Annotated in this window: 27 protein-coding genes and 6 pseudogenes; 19 read left to right on the forward strand and 14 right to left on the reverse strand. The window is 57.2% G+C overall.

The window, feature by feature from the left end; translation table 11 throughout:
* Positions 1–775 precede the first annotated feature (775 nt).
* The gene (locus MUBE_RS17510) at positions 776–931 is read right to left on the reverse strand and encodes a hypothetical protein (protein ID WP_243632886.1); all 156 of its coding nucleotides are present in this window, start codon (positions 929–931) and stop codon (positions 776–778) included.
* A 166-nt stretch (positions 932–1,097) separates the two neighbouring features.
* Here MUBE_RS17510 and MUBE_RS06125 point away from each other — a divergent pair, with 166 nt between their 5' ends.
* The gene (locus MUBE_RS06125; RefSeq protein ID WP_116539858.1) at positions 1,098–1,742 is read left to right on the forward strand and encodes a nitroreductase family protein; all 645 of its coding nucleotides are present in this window, start codon (positions 1,098–1,100) and stop codon (positions 1,740–1,742) included.
* Positions 1,743–1,850: 108 nt separating this feature from the next.
* On the opposite strand, the gene MUBE_RS06130 is transcribed toward MUBE_RS06125, so the two are convergent.
* Positions 1,851–2,315 carry a tRNA (cytidine(34)-2'-O)-methyltransferase gene (locus MUBE_RS06130; RefSeq protein WP_116539859.1) on the reverse strand — a complete coding sequence of 155 codons (465 nt, stop codon included), beginning with the start codon at positions 2,313–2,315 and terminating at the stop codon, positions 1,851–1,853.
* Between the two features lie 372 nt (positions 2,316–2,687).
* On the opposite strand from MUBE_RS06130, the gene MUBE_RS18920 reads away from it, so the two are divergent.
* The 6 genes from MUBE_RS18920 (at position 2,688) to MUBE_RS15655 (ending at position 4,554) form a co-directional block, all read left to right on the forward strand.
* On the forward strand, positions 2,688–2,810 hold the full coding sequence (locus MUBE_RS18920; RefSeq protein WP_279386679.1) for a hypothetical protein: 123 nt from the start codon (positions 2,688–2,690) through the stop codon (positions 2,808–2,810).
* On the forward strand, positions 2,807–3,085 hold the full coding sequence (locus MUBE_RS06135; protein ID WP_133297063.1) for a hypothetical protein: 279 nt from the start codon (positions 2,807–2,809) through the stop codon (positions 3,083–3,085). Before MUBE_RS18920 ends, MUBE_RS06135 begins: the two co-directional genes overlap by 4 nt.
* 234 nt (positions 3,086–3,319) lie before the next feature.
* Positions 3,320–3,664, forward strand: a complete 345-nt coding sequence (locus tag MUBE_RS06140) for a hypothetical protein (protein ID WP_133297064.1) — start codon at positions 3,320–3,322, stop codon at positions 3,662–3,664.
* Positions 3,665–3,670: 6 nt separating this feature from the next.
* Entirely contained in the window at positions 3,671–3,964 is a 294-nt protein-coding gene (locus tag MUBE_RS06145; RefSeq protein ID WP_116539862.1) for a hypothetical protein, read from the forward strand.
* Between the two features lie 24 nt (positions 3,965–3,988).
* The gene (locus tag MUBE_RS06150) at positions 3,989–4,246 is read left to right on the forward strand and encodes a hypothetical protein (RefSeq protein WP_116539863.1); all 258 of its coding nucleotides are present in this window, start codon (positions 3,989–3,991) and stop codon (positions 4,244–4,246) included.
* A gap of 134 nt (positions 4,247–4,380) precedes the next feature.
* Positions 4,381–4,554: a hypothetical protein gene (locus MUBE_RS15655; protein WP_165849727.1), complete on the forward strand. Its 174-nt coding sequence runs from the start codon at positions 4,381–4,383 to the stop codon at positions 4,552–4,554.
* A 517-nt stretch (positions 4,555–5,071) separates the two neighbouring features.
* On the opposite strand, the pseudogene MUBE_RS20045 reads toward MUBE_RS15655, so the two are convergent.
* From MUBE_RS20045 to MUBE_RS18925, 3 genes and pseudogenes are all read right to left on the reverse strand, one after another.
* Positions 5,072–5,237, reverse strand: a pseudogene (locus tag MUBE_RS20045) (hypothetical protein); the annotation flags it as partial.
* Positions 5,238–5,339: 102 nt separating this feature from the next.
* Positions 5,340–5,558: an FHA domain-containing protein gene (locus MUBE_RS06165; RefSeq protein WP_165849734.1), complete on the reverse strand. Its 219-nt coding sequence runs from the start codon at positions 5,556–5,558 to the stop codon at positions 5,340–5,342.
* A 200-nt stretch (positions 5,559–5,758) separates the two neighbouring features.
* Positions 5,759–6,965: pseudogene (locus MUBE_RS18925) on the reverse strand (oxidoreductase); the annotation flags it as partial.
* A gap of 141 nt (positions 6,966–7,106) precedes the next feature.
* On the opposite strand from MUBE_RS18925, the gene MUBE_RS06175 reads away from it, so the two are divergent.
* Both MUBE_RS06175 and MUBE_RS06180 read left to right on the forward strand, forming a co-directional pair.
* Positions 7,107–7,955: a bifunctional methylenetetrahydrofolate dehydrogenase/methenyltetrahydrofolate cyclohydrolase gene (locus MUBE_RS06175; RefSeq protein ID WP_116539866.1), complete on the forward strand. Its 849-nt coding sequence runs from the start codon at positions 7,107–7,109 to the stop codon at positions 7,953–7,955.
* Entirely contained in the window at positions 7,952–8,233 is a 282-nt protein-coding gene (locus tag MUBE_RS06180) for a DUF3017 domain-containing protein (protein WP_165849738.1), read from the forward strand. The genes MUBE_RS06175 and MUBE_RS06180 overlap by 4 nt, the downstream gene beginning before the upstream one ends.
* Here the strand turns inward: MUBE_RS06180 and MUBE_RS06185 are convergent.
* Both MUBE_RS06185 and MUBE_RS17530 read right to left on the reverse strand, forming a co-directional pair.
* The gene (locus MUBE_RS06185) at positions 8,230–8,649 is read right to left on the reverse strand and encodes a DUF732 domain-containing protein (RefSeq protein WP_116539868.1); all 420 of its coding nucleotides are present in this window, start codon (positions 8,647–8,649) and stop codon (positions 8,230–8,232) included. The genes MUBE_RS06180 and MUBE_RS06185 overlap by 4 nt on opposite strands.
* A gap of 760 nt (positions 8,650–9,409) precedes the next feature.
* Positions 9,410–9,586, reverse strand: coding sequence for a hypothetical protein (locus MUBE_RS17530; RefSeq protein WP_243632889.1), 177 nt, complete (start codon positions 9,584–9,586; stop codon positions 9,410–9,412).
* Between the two features lie 55 nt (positions 9,587–9,641).
* Between MUBE_RS17530 and MUBE_RS17535 the strand changes: the two genes are divergently transcribed.
* Positions 9,642–9,791, forward strand: a complete 150-nt coding sequence (locus MUBE_RS17535) for a BBE domain-containing protein (protein WP_243632890.1) — start codon at positions 9,642–9,644, stop codon at positions 9,789–9,791.
* A 260-nt stretch (positions 9,792–10,051) separates the two neighbouring features.
* Here MUBE_RS17535 and MUBE_RS15660 read toward each other — a convergent pair whose 3' ends face one another.
* Positions 10,052–10,222 (reverse strand): hypothetical protein, encoded by a 171-nt coding sequence (locus MUBE_RS15660; RefSeq protein WP_165849657.1) that lies wholly within the window; start codon positions 10,220–10,222, stop codon positions 10,052–10,054.
* Here MUBE_RS15660 and MUBE_RS20050 point away from each other — a divergent pair.
* Positions 10,202–10,375, forward strand: a complete 174-nt coding sequence (locus MUBE_RS20050; RefSeq protein ID WP_165849658.1) for a DUF222 domain-containing protein — start codon at positions 10,202–10,204, stop codon at positions 10,373–10,375. The genes MUBE_RS15660 and MUBE_RS20050 overlap by 21 nt on opposite strands.
* A 419-nt stretch (positions 10,376–10,794) precedes the next feature.
* Here the strand turns inward: MUBE_RS20050 and MUBE_RS20055 are convergent.
* From MUBE_RS20055 to MUBE_RS19375, 4 genes and pseudogenes are all read right to left on the reverse strand, one after another.
* A pseudogene (locus tag MUBE_RS20055) lies at positions 10,795–11,881 on the reverse strand (phosphodiester glycosidase family protein); the annotation flags it as partial.
* 1,135 nt (positions 11,882–13,016) lie between these two features.
* The gene (locus MUBE_RS17540; protein WP_243632891.1) at positions 13,017–13,169 is read right to left on the reverse strand and encodes a hypothetical protein; all 153 of its coding nucleotides are present in this window, start codon (positions 13,167–13,169) and stop codon (positions 13,017–13,019) included.
* 201 nt (positions 13,170–13,370) lie between these two features.
* Positions 13,371–14,090, reverse strand: a pseudogene (locus MUBE_RS06210) (pirin family protein).
* A gap of 817 nt (positions 14,091–14,907) precedes the next feature.
* Positions 14,908–15,342, reverse strand: a complete 435-nt coding sequence (locus MUBE_RS19375; RefSeq protein ID WP_341537702.1) for a sigma factor — start codon at positions 15,340–15,342, stop codon at positions 14,908–14,910.
* Here MUBE_RS19375 and MUBE_RS06220 point away from each other — a divergent pair.
* The 3 genes from MUBE_RS06220 to MUBE_RS06230 are packed head-to-tail and all read left to right on the forward strand — an operon-like array spanning position 15,290 to position 17,452.
* Positions 15,290–16,129, forward strand: a complete 840-nt coding sequence (locus MUBE_RS06220; RefSeq protein WP_116539869.1) for an alpha/beta hydrolase — start codon at positions 15,290–15,292, stop codon at positions 16,127–16,129. The genes MUBE_RS19375 and MUBE_RS06220 overlap by 53 nt on opposite strands.
* Positions 16,130–16,187: 58 nt before the next feature.
* Positions 16,188–16,937: a DUF2786 domain-containing protein gene (locus tag MUBE_RS06225; protein ID WP_116539870.1), complete on the forward strand. Its 750-nt coding sequence runs from the start codon at positions 16,188–16,190 to the stop codon at positions 16,935–16,937.
* A gap of 14 nt (positions 16,938–16,951) precedes the next feature.
* Positions 16,952–17,452 carry a TIGR04338 family metallohydrolase gene (locus tag MUBE_RS06230; protein ID WP_116539924.1) on the forward strand — a complete coding sequence of 167 codons (501 nt, stop codon included), beginning with the start codon at positions 16,952–16,954 and terminating at the stop codon, positions 17,450–17,452.
* 478 nt (positions 17,453–17,930) lie between these two features.
* Here MUBE_RS06230 and ilvD read toward each other — a convergent pair whose 3' ends face one another.
* Entirely contained in the window at positions 17,931–19,622 is a 1,692-nt protein-coding gene (ilvD, locus tag MUBE_RS06240) for a dihydroxy-acid dehydratase (RefSeq protein ID WP_116539871.1), read from the reverse strand.
* Between the two features lie 174 nt (positions 19,623–19,796).
* On the opposite strand from ilvD, the gene ricR reads away from it, so the two are divergent.
* The 3 genes and pseudogenes from ricR to MUBE_RS06250 form a co-directional block, all read left to right on the forward strand.
* A complete protein-coding gene (ricR, locus tag MUBE_RS06245) occupies positions 19,797–20,087 on the forward strand; it encodes a copper-sensing transcriptional repressor RicR (protein ID WP_116539872.1) in 291 nt (96 codons plus the stop codon).
* An 87-nt stretch (positions 20,088–20,174) separates the two neighbouring features.
* Positions 20,175–20,394, forward strand: a pseudogene (locus MUBE_RS17555) (MFS transporter); the annotation flags it as partial.
* 111 nt (positions 20,395–20,505) lie between these two features.
* A pseudogene (locus MUBE_RS06250) lies at positions 20,506–20,838 on the forward strand (molybdopterin dinucleotide binding domain-containing protein); the annotation flags it as partial.
* Here MUBE_RS06250 and MUBE_RS06255 read toward each other — a convergent pair.
* Entirely contained in the window at positions 20,822–22,825 is a 2,004-nt protein-coding gene (locus MUBE_RS06255) for a M13 family metallopeptidase (RefSeq protein WP_116539873.1), read from the reverse strand. The pseudogene MUBE_RS06250 and the gene MUBE_RS06255 sit on opposite strands and share 17 nt — an antisense overlap.
* 95 nt (positions 22,826–22,920) lie before the next feature.
* Between MUBE_RS06255 and MUBE_RS06260 the strand changes: the two genes are divergently transcribed.
* Both MUBE_RS06260 and MUBE_RS06265 read left to right on the forward strand, forming a co-directional pair.
* Entirely contained in the window at positions 22,921–23,559 is a 639-nt protein-coding gene (locus MUBE_RS06260) for a hypothetical protein (RefSeq protein ID WP_207801669.1), read from the forward strand.
* Positions 23,556–24,245, forward strand: coding sequence for a hypothetical protein (locus tag MUBE_RS06265; RefSeq protein ID WP_116539875.1), 690 nt, complete (start codon positions 23,556–23,558; stop codon positions 24,243–24,245). The genes MUBE_RS06260 and MUBE_RS06265 overlap by 4 nt, the downstream gene beginning before the upstream one ends.
* The last annotated feature ends 17 nt before the right edge of the window (positions 24,246–24,262 follow it).

Here is a 24,262-nt window from a genome sequence, read left to right on the forward strand (position 1 = left end):
GCATCCAGTGTTTGCAATTGTGCCATTGTCCAGTACCCACCGTTAATTTCTTTATTGGCTTGGCATTCGCCGAGCATTCTGGTTGCAGTAGGACCCGGAGCGTTAAAAATGTGCATAGGTGTTGAAAACGGGTTTAACAACCGCTCTCGGCACGGTCGAATACGTTACTGGATCTAATACTTATTTGATAAGCTATGTTAGTGTTAAAATGGAGTGGTGGTTCGCCGAACCAGGAGGAAATGGAGCGGATGTTCGACGGCGACCGCGTGTTGATTGCCGGTGCATTGACTCATTGGCAATGATACGCAACGGTCCAAAAGGTGATGTTTTAAATCTCGAGGATGGGACCGGGATGGTCAACATGTTCTGTAAGCCAGGAGGGTGTGATAGGGCAAGTTGGTGCACACGGCGTCAGCGCTGTTGATTCGCGGCCAGACGCAAGACGTTAGCGGGTCGATCACTGCGGTGGCCGAGCGGATTGGGTCCCATCATCAGCCTCACGGTCGGCTCGAAGTGCTAGTCAGTTTGTGTTGACGGTCGTACCCGGCAGTGTGGCGGCGAATGGACGGAGTCTATTCGCGAGCGTCCATGAAATGCCATCCAACACGGCGTGTCATTGTGCAGACACGCGCTCTCATCGCTCGGTCCACTGCTCGCACCGCGAGGTTAACCCGTTGGCGTGGTCCACACCTTGGCTAGGGTGATCGTCAGCGGGCGCTGTACTCAGCCATTACCTAGGTAAGCCGAATTCCGCCGCGTCCTCACGGTACTTTGTTCAATAGGGCTCATCCGTACAGGAGTCGATATCGGTGGCTACCACTGCGGCGGTACCGCCGACCACGATGATGCCACCGCTATCGCCGTTGAAATCCAAGTTCAGGTTTACCTGGGGATGCGCCTTATGATAGGTGACTTTGTCTGCCCGTGGCATGGAGTACACCGCCAGATTGACTCCGTCGAAGTAGAATCACACCAGCTGCGGCACGGGGTGTCCAGATTTGGCGGCGGTGGTTAGCCACCCGTAGTAGTCCAACGTGAGTCGGATGGAGATTTCTTGTGTCAGTTCGATAGCCATGGTGTAACGATAGTCTTCTCCAATGACTCTCAACCTGTCTGTCGACGAAGTTCTTACCACTACCCGCTCGGTGCGCAAACGGCTCGACTTCGACAAAACGGTGCCTCGTGACGTGTTGATGGAATGCCTACAATTGGCACTACAGGCGCCTACTGGTTCCAATTCGCAGGGTTGGCAATGGATGTTCGTCGAGGACAGCGAGAAACGCAAGGCGATCGGTGACATCTACCTAGCCAACGCCCAAGTATACTTCAGCCAGCCTGCCCCCGAGTACCCTGAGGGCGACATGCGCGGTGTGCGGATGGGGCTGGTGCGTGATTCTGCGACCTATCTTGCCGAGCACATGCACGAGGCGCCGGTACTGTTGATTCCATGCCTATTAGGCCGCGCGGAAAAGTCGCCGTTGGGCGCCGTGGCGCACTGGGCATCGCTGTTCCCAGCGGTCTGGAGTTTCTGCCTAGCACTCCGCTCCCGGGGACTAGGCACATGCTGGACTACCTTGCACCTGCTTGGCGACGGTGAGCAGCAGGCGGCCGAAGTACTCGGTATTCCCGTCGATAAGTACAGCCAGGGCGGGCTGTTTCCCATCGCCTACACCAAAGGAACCGACTTCCGGCCGGCCAGTAGATTGCCCGCCGAAGACGTCACTCACTGGGATACTTGGTAGTTAGCCCGGGTTGCCGTTGGCGCCGCTGAATCGGTACTGGTGGCCCCGTAACCCATTCGCTGCGCGTCTGCTGCTTGTACCTGCCACTCGGGGAGGTGAGGACAGGCTTTAGATCGCCCCGGCAAACCCGTGTTGGCGCCAGGCCTCGTATACCGCTACCGCGGCGGCGTTGGACAGATTCAGTGAACGCCGCCTCGGCAGCATGGGAAGGCGCACTTGTTGGGTGATGTGGTCGTCGGACAGAGTTGCCAAGTCTAGCCCGGTCGGTTCGGGCCCAAACATCAACACGTCGCCGGCTCGATAGTCGATTTCGGTAAACACGGTGCTGGCATGGGTGCTGAACGCGAAGACCCGCGCCGGCAACAGCGCGTCCCATGTCTCGGACAGCGAGGCGTGGACGGTGACTGCGGCCAGGTCGTGATAGTCCAATCCGGCCCGTCGGAGCTTGGGCTCGGACAAGTCGAAGCCCATCGGCTTGACCAGATGCAGTTCGCAGCCGGTAGCCGCCGCAGTCCGAATGGCGTTGCCCGTGTTGGGAGGAATCCGTGGAGTATAAAACAACAGCCGGAACATCTACTGATCATGACAAACTGCTACCGCGATGATACGTAGTTGTTTGTTTCCCATACTACGACCAAGTAGCTAGAATACTATCTGCTCAATAACAACTTGGTGACTTTGGCCGGGGCTGTCATACTTGTTGAATTGCCAGAGGCTTTGCTCTTTTGTACTCATCCGCCTCGTGTGGGCGGAATTCAGTAGGAAGTCTCATGAGTTGCACGTTTCTCCGAGTGCTAGGAGTCCGCGCTGCGGACGGTCGCTCGGTTGCAGCCAAATGACTATGTTTTCCCGTCCGACCATTGCGTTCGTGGCCAGCGGACCCGATCATCTCGAAACGTCCACCGGTCGGGGTGCTGGGCAACTGGCTGGTTCGGCTGGAAAGCCGTGGCGATTGTGCTGGTGCCGCTGCTGTTGGCGACCTCCTTCGGAGTGCGGCGGTTAATTCGAGCTGTCTACACTTGGTTTGCTGCCCGCGCTGACCTGATCCTGGCTATCGTCGGCACTTGACTGTCGCACTATTGGCGAGTTGCACCGGACATGATGTGGAGGGAGCGAAAAAGAACTACGAGGCCCGCAAGTATGAGTTGCAAACGCGGCTGGCCCACACCGACGTGATTCCTGACGTGCGATCAGAGATGAGCACTCTAATTGAACGGTCGTCAGGCGCTAGTGGACAAGGTGCTGGCCAACAGCATCAGTTTGCGGGATTGGGTGACAACGTGCGCACCGATCCTGTTGACGCCTGCGGGCGTGATCAACGTGTCAATGCGCATCGACAGTGAGCGGATAAGGGCGGAGGCGCAGGGCTTATAAGCTGAGCAGTCGGGCCCCGGGGGCAGATGACAGCACAGCAGACCCGGATCACCTGCGGTGCTAAGATCCCCCAGCCGGAATTGCGTACCTAGATGATATCACCTTGGCTGGGGTCGAACTGTTGACAATGTTCGGGATAAGCGAGGTAGGCGGTGTCGGCTCGCTCGACTTCAAGATGCTGCAACTACAATTTGGAGATCCGGATGACGATCCTGTCCGATCGCGTCGGTGTGCTCTTTGACAATCCAGAACCGTTGCGCGTGAAGGATATCATCAGCGGGATCGTTGAGCGAATCATCAAGGACGTCACTACCTCGGTGACGAAATCGGTGGAGGGTCAGGCTGTCGCACAGTGCGACGCCGCGATCCGTGACACCGTCATAGTGCCGGCCGCCATCGTGATCGCGCTGGGTATAGTGTTGCTGGCGACCTGCTCGCTGATTCGATTGTTGCGCGTGCTGTGCGACGGGGCGCTGAAAGTTGCCCGCACCGGCCTTGAGAGCCAGATCGCTCAGGCCCGATCCGCTGCCGAGCTGATCCCAGAGTAGCTGACGGTGCACACCACTGAGGAAATCGGCCAGGTCGCATACGCAGTCGACGCACTGCACACCCAGGATCTGCTGTTTGCAAGCGATGAGGCGCGGTTGTGCTTGTTAGTCAACGACATGTTCGGAAATCATGCCACGGTACAGGCCGTTCACTGGTCGACCAGCAGCGGTCGCTTATTGATCAACTTGGAATGCAATGAGTACACTGCCGGCCAGTTGAATAGCCTTTTTCAGTTGGATTGCTTGGCCGCTCGGCTGTGCCGTGACAGCACCAACCTGTTGGTCCTGGCGGGTGCATAGCTTGCGCGTGATTCGCGCGAGTCTGTGCCGCTTTCGATAGTGATCAACGTTACCGTCTCCGAGGTTCAGGATTATCGCAGCGTCGAAACCGCGGGAGTTCCCGACTACAGGGTGAACGGCGCGGCAGCTGGCAGCATTATGTACCTACTTGCCGAGTTGATCGATAGCGTGCTGCGGCCATTTGCTGCCAACGACATTGGTCTGGGTGTCTGTGGCCTACGGCGAAGACAGGGCGGTTCTGGTGCAGGTAGCCGACTCCAGCTTGGGGATGAACGACGCTGATTGGCGCATCGCCAACATGTGACTACAGGCCGGTGGGTAGGTTACCTGCGACAAATCCTGTCACGTGGGCTTTGTCGTGCCGGGCGGCGTGGTCCCACGGATGACGAGAAGAGTCCGGGTATGACGGCGGAAGTTTGCCTGCCGCTGGCTGTGCTAGCCGGCAACTGCGCCTTCAGTGTGAGTTAGCCATTTCCTGGTGGGAGAAAAATGTCGATGCCGAGGACCGCCAATCGGCGACTGATGCGCTGATCGCGGTGAGCGAGTACGCGATGCAGAGCCTGGCGGCAACGTTTCCGGTGGGCGTCTGATCGCAGTGCAGCACGGGGCCGATTGTGAATTTAACCGGACGCCGTTTCACCGATGATGATCTGAGTTGGTTGCACACTGAACGGTGTGGTGTTCGCCTAATGCAATTTCAGTAGCGGCTATTCTGGCCGGGTCAGAAAATTGCGCATTGGCCTTTCGTAATTATACTTTTAAGTGGCCATTTCTGTGGCACAGCGTATTTCAGCATTGTAGCATGCTGGGTTCAGTGCTTGAGTAGCGCCGGCTGCGGTCGCTGACATTCGATTAGGGTAAACTTTATGTACGCGACACTTGGCGACAACGACCTGCGGGGCGTGACTTTCAAGTAGTCGTTTTGACGAACCGCTTCACTAGCGAGCACACACATTAACGTCCCGCAAGCGTTGGCGCACGGGCTGCGATTGGATGTATGATTTTTTTAGCGTGTAAGTCGGGTCTGTCACCGCTAGCCTAACGGGCATAGTCATGTCAAATGGAGCGCCTTTGCCCAGAGGTAAGATGGCAGTTGCAATCGTCGATTGTCGACAGGCCGACCGCTTGCTCCCGCTGCAAATATAGCGCGCTCGCTGATGAAGTTGCGGATGGTGAGCGCAGTGCCCATGAACACTGCCGTGCGATCGAGCAGTGTCAAGATCTGCGTAGTTTCGTCGGGCGCCGAGTTCATCGGTCGACCGTGAGGCATACCGCGTTTTACTCCCAAGCCGGCCGTCACGCGTTGCGGCTTCAGTGTGGTGAACCAGCGTCGTAGGTAAACGCCAGGTCGACGTTTCCGCTGGTGACTACATCGCTATTTGCTCAACACAGCATAACCGACCCGAAGCCCATTTACGAAGGTCCCGTTGACGTTGTGCGTATCGCGGATCTCGGTGCTGAGCGGTGTCCGGGTCAAAAACGCATGATAGCGTGAAGCTGGAAAGTTGCTAATGACGATCCAGTTTTCGGCGACAAGGCCGCTGGTTGCCGCGTTGACCGGCTTCTGTAGCGTCTCGCACTTGGACGACAACATGATATAGCATGGGAGTCTACTTGTCGCCAGATTTGAATTTGACATATCAGGTGGCTTGGTGATGCTTGGGCTGGGTGGCCGTAGCGGAGCCCGTGTTGGCCAGCTGCAGAGTCTGGTGGAAGTTGACTGGCGGTGTCGCCGAGCCAGCCGGCCGGAAATGCGGGTGGCTGCAGCCTGCTAGCCGGATGCAGAGGGTGTCCGGGTGCCTCGGTGACGACGCAGCGGATGCACTGGTAGATATTGGTGAGCATGGCGCTGGTTGCAGTTGCATGTACGCCGAACGTGCTTGGTGTTGATTGCTGTTCGCGGTGATCTGGTTGACTAAAACTAAATCGGGTTTGGCAAGCAACCTCTGAGCCATCGCTACGAACTCGAAGCCCTCCGCTATCGCTCGATCCATCGTTTCCTGGTTGGTGATGCCGCCGAGCAAAATCAGCGGCATGGACAGCTTGGTGTGGAACGGTCGGGTGTCGCGCAACAAATATGTGTCGCGGTACCGGGTACTAGCGGAGAAATTTCTTGCTCGTGATGTGTGTGTCCCAGCGCACTAGTGGCAGGAAAGCGGCGGAGAATTCCTTCACTGTGGGCAAATTCCTGTACTGGGGTATGGCGTGGAGTGGCTATAATATGAGTTAACCAACGAGTTGCCGCGGTGAGTTTGATCGTGTCCAGCCCGCCATCGTCCTGTAGCAATTTGGCGGTCGTGAGTACCTCGTCGGTGGTGATGCTTCTGCGCACGTTGTCGGTCGTATCGAGCTTGGTGGTCACCGCTATCTGCTGCTTGACGGCTCGACGCACCGCCGGCGCCAACCCACGCATGATCTCAGCTCGGTTTTCCAGCGATCCGCCGGATTCGTCATCGTGACTGTTGATCAGCGGGACATAATGCACTCGCTGAATAATGATGGCCCAAAATGGATTTTGACGGCGTCGAAGCCGGCATCGATGGCCAGGCGGGCGGCATCGGTGTGGGTAGCCGACACGTCGCCGATATCCTCGCTAGTCGCGTTTTTGGCGAACTGCATCCCGACCGGATTGAAGAACCGCACTGGCGCTAGGGCAGTGGCCTGGTTGGAGTAAGCATCGGCCACCGGTCTCGCATGGCCGATTTGTGCGTTCACCATCGCGCGCCTCCGAGTGGATCACTTCGGTAAGCCGACGCAACCCCGGCACCGTTTTCCGGGCGCATCCAGATTTAATTGGCGTTGGTATGGCTACCGGGGGAGACCGTGCAATACGTGACGGTGGTTATGGCGGTACCGACGGCCGTCGGTGGTACTCGATCAGGTCATCGGTCACCAACGATGCCGGGTGCGCGTCCTTGAATGTCGCGACCTTGATGACACGGTTATGCAGCGTGAGCGGAACGAGCTGTGCCGGTATAAACACGTCCGGCGCAGTGGGTATCTCGGGTTATCTCGGTAGTCTAATTCCATTCGTCGAGCGTGCGTGTCTGTACGCAATACACCCAGAATTGCTAGCATTTTAGGTACGCGCGGCCAAGGGTCAGCCCAGCTGCCAGATGGCCGGCATGCCAGACTGTCAGGCGTGGGCGCAATCACGCTGGACGGCAAGACCACCCGAGACGAGATCTTCGTCGACCTCAAGCAACGCGTGGCCGTGTTAACCGAATCCGGCCATACCCCCGGACTGGGCACCATCCTGGTTGGTGACGACCCCGGATCACAAGCCTACGTTCGTGGCAAGCACGCCGACTGCGCGAAGGTGGGCATCACCTCGATTCGTCGCGACCTTCCCGCCGACATCACAACGGCCGCGCTACACGACACCATCGACGAACTGAACACCAACCCCGACTGCACCGGCTATATTGTGCAGTTGCCGCTACCTAAGCGCCTGGATGAGAACGCGGTGTTAGAGCGTGTTGACCCGGCCAAGGACGTCGACGGCCTGCACCCCACGAACCTCGGTCGGCTAGTGTTGTCCACCCCTGGCCCGCTGCCGTGTACCGCGCGCGGCATCGTGCACCTGTTACGGCGCTACGACGTCGATATCGCCGGCGCGCATGCCGTCATCATTGGGCGCGGTGTGACGGTGGGTCGCCCACTGGGGTTGCTGTTGACCAGTCGCTTCGAGAACGCCACTGTAACGTTGTGTCACACTGGAACTCGCGATCTGGCCGCGCTAACTAAGCAGGCTGACATCGTTGTGGCCGCCGTCGGCGTGCCGCATATGCTGACCGCTGATATGGTGCGTCCTGGCGCCGCGGTCGTCGACGTCGGTGTCAGCCGTACCAAAACTGGGCTCGTCGGCGACGTGCGTCCGGATGTCTGGGAGATCGCCGGCCACGTCTCACCGAATCCCGGTGGCGTCGGCCCGCTCACCCGGGCGTTTCTGCTGACCAACGTTGTCGAATTGGCCGAGGAGTGGCAATAAACGTGCGTGCAGGGTTGCGAGCGCAATGGCCGATTCTGCTGGTTGGGTTGATCTTCGCTGTTGCGTTCGTGCTGGCGGGTGCGAACTTCTGGCGCCGTGGCGCACTACTGATCGGTATCGGTGTTGGGGTAGCGGCGGTGCTGCGACTGGTGTTATCCGACGAGCGTGCCGGTCTGTTGATGGTGCGTGGCAAGGGTGTTGACTTCGTGAAAACGGTGTTGGTCGGGACGGCGATGGTCTACATCGCGTCGACCATCGACCCTCTGGGCACCGGCTAGTTTCCCGGCATGCTCGGGACTGGCATTAGAACGGGTATATTGCCGTCGGCCATCTTGGCCATCATCGTGGGGCAATACATCGAAATCGCGATTCTCGTGAAGGTGTCGGCCATCTGTGGGGGCATGCCGCTGCTTCCTCGAACGCGCTGGACGGTAGCGGCGAAATTGCCGCCTAGCTGGGCTAACATCGGACAAACGGACTGGCCCATTGCCATCGTGCTTTCTGGTTCGCCTAAGTTTACGCCGGCGTTATTCAGCGCGTCGATGAAGGTGTCGTCGATCGTGTCCGCCTCAGCTGGTGATTCGAACGTTGCCGCCGCGGTGAAGAGGGCGGTAGTTGCCACCAGCAGGTGAATGGTCAATGGTTGACAGCGCAATAGCCCAAGCCGGCGGTGAGTTCTTGTAGGTGTGTTCATGACAGCTTTCCATCTTGTTCGAGTAGTGTCCTGTGGGCACTCAAGCCAACGTTAGGAACATTGATTGATAGCAGTCACATTTGGGGCACGCGGAGATATAAAGTTTATGCATTGTACGTTTCGCAAGCGGTGCGGCATGTTTCGGACTAATCGAAGCCACACTGCGATCTGACACGTGTCGCGATACCAGATTTTCATATGTGCGATAGCTAAGAGTTCCAGCCCATGATGACGAATCGGGGCCGAGTGCTGAATCATAGAATGTCACGGCAGACGTTTCTTCGCGGCGCTATCGGAGCGTTGAGGACTGGAGTTGTTTTCAGCATTGCGCGGAAAGTGGTGGACCCGGTTGTGCGCTGGGGACCTCTGGCATCCGCCATCGGCAGCAGTATACCGTTGCCAGCCAGCGGCGCTGCGTTTACTATAGGCAAACAATTTTTCAATTCGTTCTAAACAACGATTCTAAATTTGGCGATCGTCGTCGGGGCAGCCTGGCAAGCGGATGTCCAGAAAGCGTTCGCGACAGCGAACAAGTTCAAATAAGATCACCCCGTGCGGTGGTGAGTGTTCGCAGACTGTGGCCTCGACCACCTCCAGCACTCACTATGGTGCTCGGCCTGCACGGGTTTCCCGGCGAGACGGAACTTTGATCGTGACAGGGGGAATGCTATCACGGAACCCGTGATCACTCGGTAGGCGGTTCACCAGGCGTTGCCCGGACGATCCGCATGGGTACAATCTGACCGTCTGCGCCGTGGGGTTAGCGCTGGGTGGCGGGCTTGAAGCTGATTGCCGGTGCGTTGGCTTCATCGGTGACGTTCTGCAGTCGGCCACGGTGATGGTGCCGAGTAGCGACGTAGTCACCGATGCGGCACCGGAAGATTTGGCGTTCCCTTGGCGTCGGCAGGCCACGGTACTGCAGCGGTATTCTCAACACAATAGTGGTCAGATGTCCTCGGCTACGAAGTTTTTTCAAGATTGTACATCAGGCGGTGCAACAGTTTTCGGCAGGAGGATACGTCAACTATCTCGATCCCCCAACGTCGGCGTTGCGCTACTTCGGCTCGAACTTGGCGCAGCTGACGGCCATTTGCCAGAAATACGACCCCAACCGGATCATGTTTTCTGGTTTCGACTTCTGAGGTGCAACCACCGGTGTAGACATGTTGACTGTCAACAATGTTCGTCCGTTTAAAGCGGAACAATTTGTGTTACCAATGGTTTCATTGGTTTCAAACGGCAGTTTTTTGTCGGTGTCTTCCGATAGTTTGGTGTTGTGAGTTGAGTTCATTGTGGTGTCGTGGATAGGAAGGTGATCACGGCTGCGTTGGATACGTTGGATACCACGGTACGGGGTAGCGTGGCGGCAGGTTCTTGCATGCGATTGCCGAGTGGACGCGGATCAGCCGTACCGAAGTCTCCCCAACGCATCCGTGATGCCACCGATCTTGGTGAACGGCACGTGATTCACCAGCAAACCATTACCGCCACAGTTAGCGGCCACCACAGCAGCCCAGCGTGCCGAACGACTCGGTGCCGACCAGATCTCGCGGTGATCCACCGGTTCTGCCACCAACTACCCGGCTGGATCGATGCGGCCATCCGTGAACGCGCCAAGGCTGATCCGGCCAAGCAAGACACCCAATACCGGTCCGAACACCTGGCCGGGTTAGCCGATCGTCTCGCCGACTGCCTCAACCCCGACAGGCATCTACACCGACCATGAATCGGGCCCGCCGACGCAGACTAGCCCTAAGCAAAAAGCCGACGGCATGTCGGCGCTACACACCTAGCTGACCCCTGAGGCCCGCACCATACTGAAGGACATGTTAGCCAAACTGGCCGCTCCCGGGATATGTAACCCCACCGATAACACCGCCAAACAAATACCCCCACCACAACCACACAAACACAGACAAAGGCACCCAGAGGGGCACGTCACTTGACTTCCAAGTTAATTGTTGTAGCGCTCTTATTGTCGTCCTCGTGACCGGTGGTGAAGAAGTGCAGTCCAGGTAATACTTATCGGGATGCTGCGCTTTCACGGCAACTCAGTTAACTACGCCTTAAAAGGGATCGCTCATTAAGCTGCGACCAGATCATCGCTGGAGTTGACTGAAACTGGTGGAGTGAGCCTGTTAGATAGTTGAACGTAAGCCAGCTCGGCAGAGCTCGCTTGTACGAATAGCACAGTATCTGTACGGTGGCCTATGATCCCTATATGCGAGCCGGCGCCGGCCCACATATCCTCGATGTCGCCTCGTAGCACGATGGCCGATGGTCTACTGTTGCTTAGTAGGATTGTGGTGTTGTTGCCTACGCCACGAAATAGGTTCTGCGTATTATCTGGCGTGTAGTTGTCGCTCTCGAATATGTACTATTTGCCCTTTTGCTTTGCGTAGGTGAGGGCTGTTTGCACCGCATTGGTGCTGCTGTCGTGCAGCTGTCCGGTGTTTGCCGAGGGACAACAACCCGATCCCGGCGACTGCTACGAACTTCGCGTTCTTATTGAGCAAGTCCTGGATCGCTGAAGTGGCGGCATCGTAGTTGTGCTTGGCGCGGGGTCACACTTCGTAAAGTGCGTCATTCGATGGCACGAGCATCGTTGTCAGCCGCACTTCAGCTTTCATTCCCACCCGTCAGGCTTTGCTTACCGGAGCAGGTGCGGTCCCGGTGAACACCTGGTTGACGCGGCCCTAGCGCAGGTGTTGTCCACGAGCGCGCCTAGCCGGTGAAATGCAGTCGGTTTGTGCACCACGAGCCGCTCTTCTGCGGGCGTAAGTTGGAAAAGTCGGCGTTAAGCGATGGTCGGTTGCCCCATTCGTTGCCACGTCTGCAGCGGTGAGTCCAGCCTCTTCGAGGCTTGTCAGGATCCTTCGCTGGTGCGGGCCTAAGGGATCGTTTTCGCAGCGTGCTTGGTTACTGTTCTACCAGTAGGTGCGGAGAAAGCCGTTGCGCTGCATTCTTGGTTATCATTAGGTCTATCTTGTACTAGTTGCCGTAGACGTTGAGTATCGGCGTGGGATGACTAGTGCCTAAGTTTTGTAGGGTGGGTATGAGCTCTCGGTGTTGTTGGCGAGCATTTCGCGCGCGTCTACGCCGTGTGCGACGGGTTGTCCTAGTTTGCTGGAGAGGGTCGCGTAGACAAGTACGGCAGTGTAGCCGCCCGCTGGTCGATGCGGGGTTGGCGGGGCGGGGTCAGCACGATGCCCTTTTCGGTCCTGGTGCGAATGCGGCATGCACAGTATCAGTCATACGGGACGCACTGTAGACTTAAATAAAAACCAATGACATTATTGGATACGTTAAAATTGTGCTTGTTAGCTCGAATTTTCACGTGGCTTTAGATGGGATCAGTGTTGTGCTTGGCCCCATTCGGCGATGGTTACCCAGGCAGCTTCTCGGAATCCGGTGGTAGCTTCCACAGTCATATATTCGCGTGACGATATCACCCAACAATAGCCTGATAGCCATGCTCAGGGCGGTCATCAGCAAGACTTGCGCCATAACGGAATCTGCATGATCGTCGAGGTATAGCAGTGACCAAACTCTAAGGACTATCTGGTGCATCGGCTCGAATTCGGTCAGTAAGCGCAAGAACAGCGGTATCTCCTTACAGAGTAACTGGGGCACCCATCAATAGTAACCTGAAAAATCACGAATATTAACCTGCTGACTTAATAGGCTTACTGAGGCTAGCACTGCGATCAATGAGTTGCATGTAATCTCCGCCGTGCTGATCGCAACTATCGCTATAGAGCCACAATTGCTAACTGAGTGGAATAGACATACCGATCCCGTGTGCTATGGTCAGGTATACTGTCGACAGGGGTAATATCAACACTATCATCGGGCCCCACTTTACTACAAATATGAGGAAGCACGAGATATTGATCTGCTTAGCGTAACAATAACCGATCTGAACTCGTTCACTGTATAGCCGAGAATCGAATTCACTAGCGTGCCTAACACACTGTTATTAGTAATATTAACAAGAGGGCCTGGTAGAAAGCAGTTAATCTATCGCCAGTGTCATTAAACAATGGGTAGTAAATTGCGGATTTGATATCGATTTAACTATTCGGGTCCAGTGTCGACGCTCCAGTCAGTTGCGTCCCACCGGTCTGATCTGGGCGATTCGCCGTAAGTCATTAGCACACTTTGCTATCAACCACGTTCATTGCCTGGGTAAGAATCTGGCCAGCGATTCTAGATACCAGTGTGCTTGTACGCCTGCTGGCTGGGGTCGTGATTATCTGCCGATCCGTATAGGTGGGTAGGATTGTGCTTGCTCCGACATTCCGCAGCTGTGAAGAAAAGGTAGGTGGTAGCATCGTTTATCTGTACATTCCGGCGCTGTCCAGCAGCTATTGTATCTCGCTGTAGGAAACTACTCGGACGTCGAACTTGTTCTTGTCCAACCCGGCGAGTAGGTTTACGGCAATCTGTGCACCCGTTGGCTCGGTATCCTCGTTTACCACGGCGATGGAGAAATGCTTCAGATTGGTTGTCGGATTCAAGATTTCTCCAATACAATACTGCTATTAGAGCCAACGTGATTACGGTCGGTGCCGCCCAGAATCGCATGGTCCGTATTGCTTTTGCATCACGGGTCAGGTTTGACGCGGCGTGTCGTAGCTGCAGTTGAGACATGCGGGTTCCTGTCTGTCAGGCTCATTCGCTGTTACTGATATTGGCATGCTTAAAGACAATGGCAGGCTCTAGTTGTCCAACTTTGCGTGTAGCTCCCAGATCCGCACCTCCGATGCAGTGTTAGCTGTCACCCGCGCTCGTCGGCGTCGGTGAACCCGACTGTGTCGCTCTCCTCAAGGTCGCCAAAGCCTTCCGGGGCGAGTCGACCGCGCGAGAGGTAACGGTGCAAGTAACGTGGCCGCCGGCAGGCAGACTGTGTCGCCAAATTCTAACCGCGAGCCGCGCAACGCCGCGCTGCGATTGTTCAGTGAAATGGCGGCATCATGTCGGGGTATGCCCGAAGCGATGGTTACCAGGTCGCCGCTCAACAGTTTCTCGTCAATTTCGTGCTGCTGGTAGCTAAGCGAGTGCTCGGCCTCATCGAGCATTATCCACATCTGCACGAAACAAACTGGCTCCGTGGCAGAGTTGTTCTTCTCCTAATATCCAATTGCGTGACCCGTCGACATGCATTAGTTCAGGCTAGAGTAGACTACTTCGCGATTCCCGGTGGAATCCTGGTGCGTCAGCCCGTCTTGCAGTATCTAGTTGATGATCTCCATGTTGCAGTGTAGATGTCTATCAAAGTCTACACCCGAGTACAACTAGATTGTTGTCGTTCACTAATTATGAAATCTGTGGTGGGTGTTGTCCGGATCGTAGTAGTTGCCGAGCGATAGCGAATGCCTGGAATTAAGCCAGGATTTCGTGGTGAAGGCTTGGTCGGTCGCCCACCGTATCTCCGCTATGTCTAGACATGATCTCAGGGTAGTACTGCAAGCCGTCGTTAGGTACCCGTTCTGGTCAAATTTCTATTGATCAAAAAATATTTCGATAAAATCGGCGACCGAATGCAATACGACATCTAGTGTTACAGGGAGCTGAGTAGCCCAAATTTCGAAAACAAGGTGTCGTCAAGAAACGCCCCTACATGTGATAAAATATCGGTTTATGTTTAGAGCACATGCAACTGAAAGTGGCGGTTTGCTGCACCTGGCCGCCTATATGTTACTGCGGCCGTCTGGTCATTAGCGGATAACTGGATCAGTTGCATATCATTAGGGATACTAGGCAGGACATTGTTGGTGAATCAGTGTGCTGATGACTCAGGGAGCTTGATCCCAACCGACGTACTGCTGTATTTCCCGGAATGCCTCAGTGGTGAACAGATACGTTAGCCAATCGATATCGTTCACCTTGAACTCAGCGATCTAGATCTAACAGGTCAGCAAGTCCTGCGTGTCAGCTGAATCCGGTGCCACCAGTCGACTGGCGGCGCTGAGTAGGATGGTCTTCAACTAGAACCGGGCCCGCTGCAGCAAGCTGTTAACGGCGATCGTGGTCATGTTGATTATGTAGATCGTCTTAGCTGATTTACACGTGTGGCATGTCCTACTGCAGCAGTACCGCTTGTTGTTGGGGTTAGAAATGCTTGTAAGGCAACGATAAATGCCAACCACACTGATTAGCGCTACCCAACAATGATCGAGAGATCCGCCTGGTCATCGGTTCGATCTGGCAGCGCCTTTAGCCCGATCATTTCGCTCCACTCCATCAGCTTGACAGTCAGGTCGGAGCTAGATCTCCCCACCCTGAGTCGACAACGGCCGTCGCTGCCGACCCTCCAGAGCGCTCAGGCAGGTTGTGATGACGATGCAATGCAGCCCAGGTGGTCCGTGGTTTAGGCGAATTAATTTCGAAACGCTTATAATTTTTCCAGGCTCGCAAAAGTGTCTTCTGGATCGGACCCTCTGCGTCATGCAGTGACCTGGTCATCCAACAGCAGTGCGCAAGCAGTTCACCTCGGTAGGGCTCGGCTTGGGGGGGCGAAATTTTTTCCGCTGTCACCGGCGCGCTCGGTATCCGAATTATCAGCGAGCAGATTGACCCAACCGAGCGTACACATACCGTCTGACGTCTCACTCGAGAAGCCACTACGCTGCTTCTAATGACTATCACTCGCACTGAGCGGAAATTCGATGGTGTCGGCGGCGTACGCATTGTCTACGACGTCTGGACATCGGACATGCGGCCGCGAGCGGTGGTTGTGCTGGCGCATGGCTTCGGCGAACATGCCCTCCGCTACGGCCATGTCATGCAGCGCTTTGCCGAAGCGGGGCTGGCTATTTACGCGCTGGATCACCGCGGACATGGTCGCTCGGGCGGCAAAAGGGTCTTGGTTCGGGATATCTCCGAGTACACTGCCGATTTCGACATTTTAGTTGAGATCGCCACCCGGGAGTATCCTGGCCTCAAGCGCATCCTGTTGGGTCACAGTATGGGCGGGGCGATCGCATTCGCTTATGGCGTCGAACGTCCGGATAACTACGACCTGATGGTGCTATCGGGGCCAGCGGTAGCGACCCAAGATACGGTGTCGCCACTGCTCGCGGTGGTCGGTAAGGGGCTCGGCATCGTCGCACCCGGACTGCCCGGACAGGAGCTTGAGGTCGACGCCATATCTCGGGACCCTGCGGTGGTAGCCGCCTATAAAGGCGACCCATTAGTGCATCACGGCCGGGTCCCCGCCGGTGTCGGGCGCGCGATGTTGCAGGTAGGCGAAACCATGTCCCGTCGGGCACCTGCGTTGACCACGCCGTTACTGGTGGTGCACGGTTCAAAGGACCGGCTTGTTTCGGTCGACGGTAGCCGCCGCTTGGTCGAGTGTGTGGGATCCACCGACGTCGAGTTGAAAGTCTATCCCGGGTTTTATCACGAGGTTTTCAATGAGCCGGAGCGCGACCAAGTACTCGAGGATGTGGTCTCCTGGATCTTGAAAAGACTCTGATCAGCGTAGCGGCGGTAAGGTACGCAGAGTTGTCATACCATTCCCGTAGTTTGGCACTATGACTGACGACAAAATGCTGGACCGCATCGCCGCACTGCTGCGCCAGGCTGAAGGTACTGACAACGCCCATGAAGCTGACGCGTTTCTGGGTGCTGCGCAACGGTTGGCAACCGTAGCATCCATTGACTTGGCGGTGGTGCGGTCGCATGCAGCTAGCCGTTCGCCTGCGCAGGCCCCAACTCAGCGCACCATCACCATCGGGACAGCGGGCACCCGCGGGCTGCGGACATATGTACAGCTTTTTGTGCTGATCGCGGCCGCAAACGATGTTCGTTGTGACGTGGCGTCGAATTCGACGTTTCTTTACGCTTATGGGTTTGCCGAGGACATCGACGCGACGCACGCCTTGTACGCTAGCTTGGTTGTCCAGATGGTGCGGGCGTCGGACACCTATCTTGCGTCAGGCGCGTATCGGCCCACGCCGACAATCACCGCCAGACTCAACTTCCAGTTGGCGTTTGGAATGCGTGTCGGTCAGCGTCTGACCGAGGCTCGCGATCAGATCCGACGAGCGGTGACCAAAGACCGGGGTAGCTCTCCTGGCACCGCTATCGCGTTGCGAGACAAGGAGATCGAGCTGCGAGACTACTACCGCAGTGCGTCGAAGGCACGTGGTACTTGGCAAGCCAACAGAGTGTCGGCAGGCTATTCGTCGGCGGCGCGGCGCGCTGGCGATCAGGCCGGCCGACGAGCCCGGCTCGGCAATAGCTCTGGTCTGCCGGGTGCGCGTCCTATGCTGGGTCGGTGACGTTGCCGGATTCGATGCGTGATTCCCAGCGCGCCAAGGTTTATGCGGCTGAAGAATTCATTCGAACGTTGTTCGACCGTGCCGCTGAACATGGATCACCTGCTGTGGAGTTTTTCGGCGCCCAGTTGACCCTTCCATCGGAAGCGCGGTTCGGTTCGGTTGCGTCAGTCCAGCGTTACGTTGATGACGTCCTTGCTTTACCTATGGTGCGGCAACACTGGCCGAAAATATCGCCGCTCACGGTGCGGATACGGCGGATGGCCACCGCAGCCCATTACGAAAACCGTTACGGTGCAGGAATTATCGCGGTGCCCAGTAGTAATAGCACCAACTGGGCGATGCGCGAACTGGTGGTTCTCCACGAAGTGGCGCACCACCTATGTCAAGCGCAGCCGCCACATGGTCCGGAGTTTGTCGCCACAATATGTGCGCTTACCGAGCTGGTGATGGGACCAGAACTGGGGCACGTGTTTCGCGTCGTGTACGCTAAAGAAGGTGTACAGTGGACAAGATAGCAGCCGCTGATTTTTACGTACGGGTGTGTTAGGTTGGTAGAGGGATAACCAACGACGAGCGATTCTCGCTGTCGATCAGGGTGATGATGGTCAGGGACTGTGGCCGCTGCGGAATGAGTGCATTCTACATAGATCGTTGGATTCAGTGCGATAAGACAGCTTGCCGTGTACGATCTCATTGCTGGGATCGCGGCCGCGGTTTTGGCATATGGGATCGTGACAGCATCGAATCGCACTCACGGCATAACGTTGACACTGCCAGTGTTTGGCGTGTAGCTCATCTTCTTGCCGTGAATTCTGTGCGGTAATCTCGCTGACTACCGGCATAACCCGGTCACATGTCATTGCAGGTGCACTATTACTCTGGCTGCTCCTGAACGCGACCTACTTTAGTAACGCACTTGCACCAGGGTACCACACGTTCGTCCAGTCAGGCAGCAGACCGGCTGGAGCCGGAAGCGGCTGGGTGGGAAGAAGTTTAACCACAGACCGCGCCGATCGCAGCCGAGCTGACGAGCTTGACGTACTTAGCCAATACGCCGGTGGTGTAGCGCGGTGCAGGAGGAGTGAAATCCTTTTGTCGAGCAGAGAGTTCAGCCTGATCGACCAATACATCGAGGGTGCGGCTGGTAACATCAAGCCGGACCCGGTCGCCGTCACGCAGGAATGCGATTGGTCCCGCGTCGACTGCTTCCGGCGCGATGTGTCCTACGCAAAAGCCGGTCGTTCCACCGGAGAACCGGCCGTCGGTAAGTAGCAGAACATCTTTGCCTAGCCCCGCACCTTTGATGGCACCAGTGATGGCCAGCATTTCGCGCATTCCCGGCCCCCCCTTTGGGCCTTCATAGCGGATGACTACAACGTCACCTTTGACGATAGCGCCGTCCTCGAGTGCGTCCAACGCAGCCCGTTCGCCGTCGAACACCCTGGTGGCGCCTTCGAACACATCGGAATCGAATCCGGCCGTCTTGATCACTGCACCCTCCGGGGCCAGCGATCCGCGCAGGATCGTAATGCCCCCGGTCGGATAAATGGGATTGTGTAACGCACGCAGTACTTTGCCATCCGGTTCCGGCGGGGCAATGGCGGTTAGGTTTTCGGCCATTGTCTGGCCGGTCACCGTCAGGCAATCGCCGTGCAGCAGGCCTGCGTCCAGAAGTGTTTTCATTACCACCGGCACGCCTCCGATGTGGTCGACGTCGAACATCACATGGCGGCCAAACGGTTTGACGTCGGCAAGATGCGGCACCTTCAATCCGATTCGATTGAAGTCCTCGAGTGACAAGGGGACGTCGGCCTCGTGGGCGATAGCTAGTAGGTGTAGAATTGCGTTGGTTGAGCCACCGAGCGCCATCACCACTGCGATCGCGTTCTCAAACGCCTCTTTGGTGAGGATATCGCGAGCGGTGATACCGCGATGCAGCAGTTCGATCACGGCTTGGCCGCTGCGTCGCGCGAAGCCATCGCGACGGCGGTCTGTTGCCGGCGGTGCCGCGCTGCCTGGCAAAGACATGCCCAGCGCCTCTGCTGCGCTGGCCATGGTGTTGGCGGTGTACATGCCGCCGCATGCCCCCTCGCTGGGGCAGATCGCCCGCTCGATCGCTTCGACATCCGCACGGGGCATCAATCCGCGAGAGCACGCGCCGATCGCCTCGAATGCGTCGATGACTGTAACTTCGCGTTCGGTGCCGTCCGAAAGCTTGGCTCGTCCAGGCAAGATTGAGCCGGCGTAGAGGAATACCGCTGCGAGATCGAGACGTGCGGCGGCCATCAGCATTCCGGGCAGCGACTTGTCGCAGCCGGCTAAAAGCACTGAGCCGTCAAGTCGTTCGGCCTGCATCACGGTTTCGACGCTGTCTGCGATCACCTCGCGTGACACGAGCGAGAAGTGCATCCCCTCATGTCCCATCGATATACCGTCGGAAACCGAGATTGTCCCGAACTCAAGGGGGTAGCCGCCCGCCAAAAACACCCCCTCCTTGACCGCCTTGGCTAGCCGGTCCAGCGAGAGATTGCACGGTGTTATTTCGTTCCATGATGACGCTACCCCGATCTGTGCCTTGGCGAAATCGTCGTCGTCCATGCCGATCGCGCGCAAGATACCACGAGCAGCGGCCTTTTCTAGGCCGTCAGTGACGTCACGGCTGCGGGGTTTGATGTCAGGTGTCATTAATTCAAGTATAGGTGGGACACGTGTGCCTAGAATTGGTGAATAGTACCCTAGTTAGGGGATAATCCATATTGGTGTAGTGGGCGGTAGCGCTAGAGCTGGCGGTCTGAGGTTGACCGTGAACCAGATGTTGAACGCGTTATTGGGGGCCTGGAGAGGATACGGCGAGGTAAGATAACGACCTCATACGGGTATTCACAGCAGAAGGACAATTACGCTAAAAGGCTGCGACGTATCGAGGGACAAGTGCGGGGTATCGCACGGATGATCGACGAGGACAAGTACTGCATTGACGTCCTAACCCAGATCAGCGCCGTCAATAATGCGTTGCGGTCGGTGGCACCGAGTCTGCTTGACGAACACCTTGAGCACTGCGTCAGCCGCGCCGTCGCTGAGGGTGGTAGTGTGGCCAAGGACAAGCTTGCCGAAGCCTCAGTCGCTATTGCACGCCTTGTTCGTTCTTGATCTGTGTGTACGGTAGGGACAATGTGATCCTGCTCAGAACTACTGCCCACGGAATCGACAAGCTCGGCTGAATCCGTAGTCCACGTGATGACTACCGCCGCCACTGCCGCCATACGACCCTGGACACCACGGATCGCCGCGCAGCTTGCAGTGCTGGTCGTAGAGGTGTTCATCTATGTCACGGTGGGAATTTACTCGTGGGCGCGATATCGATGATTGCGCGAAACCTCGATGTCAGCTTGGTCTTAGTTGGCTGCCTGTTGTCGCGTGATATGCGCTGACAGCGGCTTTGAAGGGGCCCGTGCCATAGGCGAGCTGGACCGCGCATCTACTACCCTGCCAGCCAACATTTCGTGCTGTTGGTGGGCAGGCGGTGCGCATACATGGCTAACGACATCTTCTGATATTCGTTTTGTGACGCAAACAGGATGCCAACGGTGCCCTGCGTGTCGGCATCGGAGATGCGCATGCTCTCGGATTCGCCGGTGGAGGACGTGCCCAGATTACGACCGCGACCGGTAGCGCCGAAACGACCGTCCAAATCACCGAGACAATGGTTCCCGGACATACATTGCTGCTCAATGGATTTGGGTTCGACTACACCGACGACAACGGCCACGTACTCACCCCGGGCGTTGCTCCGAACACACTCACGTCCACCGACTGGCGAGACCCTTACGCTAGTACGTCTTGGAACAAGCATGTTCCCGCGAGAATCGAGGCGCGGGGAGCAATCAGTTCCAGATCCTGACCCTGCGCTGTGGTTCCAAGAACAATGCGTCGTCCTCGGTTAAGTCAAAGGCATCATAAAATGCGTCAACGTTACGGATAACGCCATTGCACCGGAACTCTGGCGGTGAATGCGGGTCTACGGCTAACCGCCGGATTGTCTCAGCATTTCGGGATTTGTTCCGCCACACCTGCGCCCAGCCGAAAAACACGCGCTGCAAGCCGGTGAGGCCGTCGATCACGGGAGCAGGTTGGCCGTTCAGTGACAGCTGGTAGGCCAACAGTGCGATGGACAGCCCGCCCAGGTCACCAATGTTCTCGCCGACGGTGAAAGCGCCATTTACGTGGTGGTCGTCGAGCCCCCGGGGCGTGTACGCATCATATTGCTCAATGAGTGCCTTGGTGCGGGCACCGAACTCGGTGCGGTCGTAGTCGGTCCACCAGTCGACCAAGTTGCCGTCGCCGTCGTATTTGGCGCCCTGGTCGTCAAAGCCGTGTCCGATTTCGTGTCCGATTACCGCTCCGATCCCGCCGTAGTTGGCGGCGTCGTCGGCTTCGGCATCGAAGAACGGTGGCTGCAAAATGGCTGCAGGGAAAACGATTTCATTCATCCCTGGGTTGTAGTATGCGTTGACCGTCTGCGGCGTCATAAACCATTCGTCACGATCTACCGGGCTGCCGAGCTTGGCTAGCTCGCGATCGTGGTTGACCGCATACCCGCGCTGGCAGTTGCCGTAGAGATCGCCCCGGTCGATTACCAGCTTGGAATAGTCCCGCCACTTCGTCGGGTAGCCGACCTTGGCGGTGAACTTGGTTAGCTTAGCCAGTGCGCGCTCTCGGGTCTGTGGTGTCATCCAGTCCAATTCATTGATGCTTGACCGGTAAGCCTGTTGCAAGTTGTTCACCAGGGTGTCGATGCGTTCCTTGGCTTTAGGTGGGAAATACCGTTGTACATAAAGCTTCCCGACGGCGTCGCCCATTAGGTTCTCCACCAGTGAAATCCCTCGCTTCCAGCGGTCACGGATTTGCTCGGTGCCGGTCAGCTGGCGGCCATAGAAATCGAAGTTCGCAGTAACCAGGTCGTTAGTCAGCCACGGGGCGCGGGCGCTGATCAATCGCCAACGCGCCCAGCACTGCCAGTCTTCGAGGCTAACGCTTTCCCATAGTGTATCGAAAACGGTGAGGTAATCAGGTTGGCGTACAATTAATTCAGCGATCGAGTCCGGTGTGCTGCCCAACGCAGTTACCCAGGCGGCCCAGTCGAAGCCCACCCCGTCGCTTTGTAATTCAGCAAACTTACGCAGGTTGTAGGACAGGGCGGCATCGCGGCGCTTGACCACGTCCCAGTGTGCGGCGGCAAGTTTGGTCTCCAACGCCACGATGCGGTCAGCGGTCTTGTCGTGGGTCCCAGGATCTTTGGGGCGTTCGTCCCGATACACCAGGCTGAACATCCGTGCGATGTGCCTGGGATAGGCCGCCAGCACCTCTGCGTGCTGCTCATCGCGGAAATAGGATTCGTCAGGCAATCCGATGCCGGATTGGCTGAAGTGCACCAGGTAACGGGTCGAATCTTTGGAATCGGTATCCACATAGACGTCGACGCCGCCGCCCACCCCGGTGCGTTGCAGCGCTCCGAGGACGGCGGCTAAATTAGAGGCATCGGTGGCGTTGTCGATCATGGCCAACTCGTCCAACAACGGCCGAATCTCCCTGTGTTCGACGGCTTGTTCATCGAGGAAGCTGGCGTACAAGTCACCGATGCGCTGTACGTCGGCATCCGCGGTTGTCCCCGACGCGACTTTCCTGCTGGCTTCTGTGATCAAGTCACGCACCTGCTCTTCGGTCTGATCGAACAGGCGGCGGAAGGCGCCGTCGGTTGCCCGGTCGGCGGGTATCTCGTAGTCGGCCAGCCAGCGGCCGTTGACATGACCGAAAAGATCGTCTTGGGGTCGAGTATTGGCATCGACATAGCTAAGGTCGATGCCTGAGTGGATGCCCTTTACAGTCACGCCGTCATCTTTCCATTTTTTCGGCGACAGCTCGAGATGACCTGCAACCGTGCCTACGCATGAACTGCTCAAGGGCGCCAGGTACCCTCGCGGCCATGCCTGATGGGGAGCAGACGAAGCGATCGACTTACGAAGAGTCTGCCGACGTTGAGGACGACTCCGAGCCCGATCCCTCTGGTGGTTCCGTTTTCTCTCAGTACGGCATAGCGTCGACCGTTCTGGCGATGCTGTCGGCCGCTGCGGTAGTGCTTGGAGTCGTCATTTGGCACGCACACCACGGTGACGCGGCTGAACGCGCCTATCTGACCCGCGTGATGCAAACCACGGTTGACTGGACGGGTGTGCTAATCAACATGAACACTGGCAATATCGACGCCAGTTTGCAGCGATTGCATGACGGAACGGTCGGAGAACTTAACGTTGACTTCGACGCCGCCGTACAGCCTTACCGACAGGTAGTGCAGAAGCTGCAGACACAAAGCAAGGGCCAGATCGAGGCGGTTGCGATTGAGTCAGTGCACCACGATCTGGATACACAGCCTGGTGTCGCGCATGCCGTGGTTACCACAAAACTGCCGCCGTTGGCGACCCGCACCGACACGGTGATGTTGGTCGCGACATCGGTGAGTGAGAACGTGGGCAGCAAACCGACGACGGTGCGCTGGCATTTGCGGCTCGATGTCTCCAATGTCGACGGCAAGCTAATGATCTCTCGTCTTGAGTCGATCCGATGAGAAACCGGTGGCGGCTGCTGGCCTTCGACATCGTGGCACCGCTGGTTGCGATCGCCGCGCTGGTGATGATCGGAGTGGTACTGAACTGGCCGCTGTGGTGGGTGTCGGCGTGTTCGGTGTTGGTGTTGCTAATTGTGGAAGGTACCGGGGTCAATTTTTGGCTGCTGCGCCGTGATTCTGTCACTGTCGGCACTGATGATGACATGCCCGGATTGCGTTTGGCCGTCGTCTTAGCGTGCACCGCTGCCCTGTGTGCGGCGGTGCTAACCGGATACACGCACTGGACGTCCCCGGACCGCGACTTTAGACGGGATTCCCGAGAGGTAGTGCAGATCGCCACGGGGATGACAGAGGCGATGGCGTCGTTCACCCCGGGTGCCCCGACAAGCTCCATTGATCGGGCTGTGGCGATGATGGTGCCTGACCAGGCGGGCGTGCTGAAGGAGCAATATCGAAAGTCCAGTGCCGATCTGGCGAAGCGTAGCGTTACTGCTCAGGCCGTCGCGCTATCGGCCGGAATCGAGGCCATCGGGACGTCGGTGGCCAGTGTGGCGGTAATCCTGCGGGTAACTCAGAACACGCCGGGCCAACCACCCAGCCAGACGGCGCCTGCATTGCGGGTGACATTGATCAAGCGCGGCAGTGACTGGCTGGTGACTGACGTGCTACCAATCCATGCCTCCTAGCTTGGCGACAATGCGTG

This window comes from Mycobacterium uberis, from assembly GCF_003408705.1.
GTDB classification, from domain to species: Bacteria; Actinomycetota; Actinomycetes; order Mycobacteriales; family Mycobacteriaceae; genus Mycobacterium; species Mycobacterium uberis.

Coding starts and splice junctions, on each gene's coding strand:
- MUBE_RS17510 (WP_243632886.1), bottom strand. CDS start 931: ATGCCACGGGCAGACAAAGTCACCTATCATAAGGCGCATCCCCAGGTA.
- MUBE_RS06125 (WP_116539858.1), top strand. CDS start 1,098: ATGACTCTCAACCTGTCTGTCGACGAAGTTCTTACCACTACCCGCTCG.
- MUBE_RS06130 (WP_116539859.1), bottom strand. CDS start 2,315: ATGTTCCGGCTGTTGTTTTATACTCCACGGATTCCTCCCAACACGGGC.
- MUBE_RS06140 (WP_133297064.1), top strand. CDS start 3,320: ATGACGATCCTGTCCGATCGCGTCGGTGTGCTCTTTGACAATCCAGAA.
- MUBE_RS06165 (WP_165849734.1), bottom strand. CDS start 5,558: ATGTTGTCGTCCAAGTGCGAGACGCTACAGAAGCCGGTCAACGCGGCA.
- MUBE_RS06185 (WP_116539868.1), bottom strand. CDS start 8,649: ATGAACACACCTACAAGAACTCACCGCCGGCTTGGGCTATTGCGCTGT.
- MUBE_RS06220 (WP_116539869.1), top strand. CDS start 15,290: ATGACTATCACTCGCACTGAGCGGAAATTCGATGGTGTCGGCGGCGTA.
- MUBE_RS19375 (WP_341537702.1), bottom strand. CDS start 15,342: ATGCGTACGCCGCCGACACCATCGAATTTCCGCTCAGTGCGAGTGATA.
- MUBE_RS06225 (WP_116539870.1), top strand. CDS start 16,188: ATGACTGACGACAAAATGCTGGACCGCATCGCCGCACTGCTGCGCCAG.
- MUBE_RS06230 (WP_116539924.1), top strand. CDS start 16,952: ATGCGTGATTCCCAGCGCGCCAAGGTTTATGCGGCTGAAGAATTCATT.
- ilvD (WP_116539871.1), bottom strand. CDS start 19,622: ATGACACCTGACATCAAACCCCGCAGCCGTGACGTCACTGACGGCCTA.
- MUBE_RS06260 (WP_207801669.1), top strand. CDS start 22,921: ATGCCTGATGGGGAGCAGACGAAGCGATCGACTTACGAAGAGTCTGCC.
- MUBE_RS06265 (WP_116539875.1), top strand. CDS start 23,556: ATGAGAAACCGGTGGCGGCTGCTGGCCTTCGACATCGTGGCACCGCTG.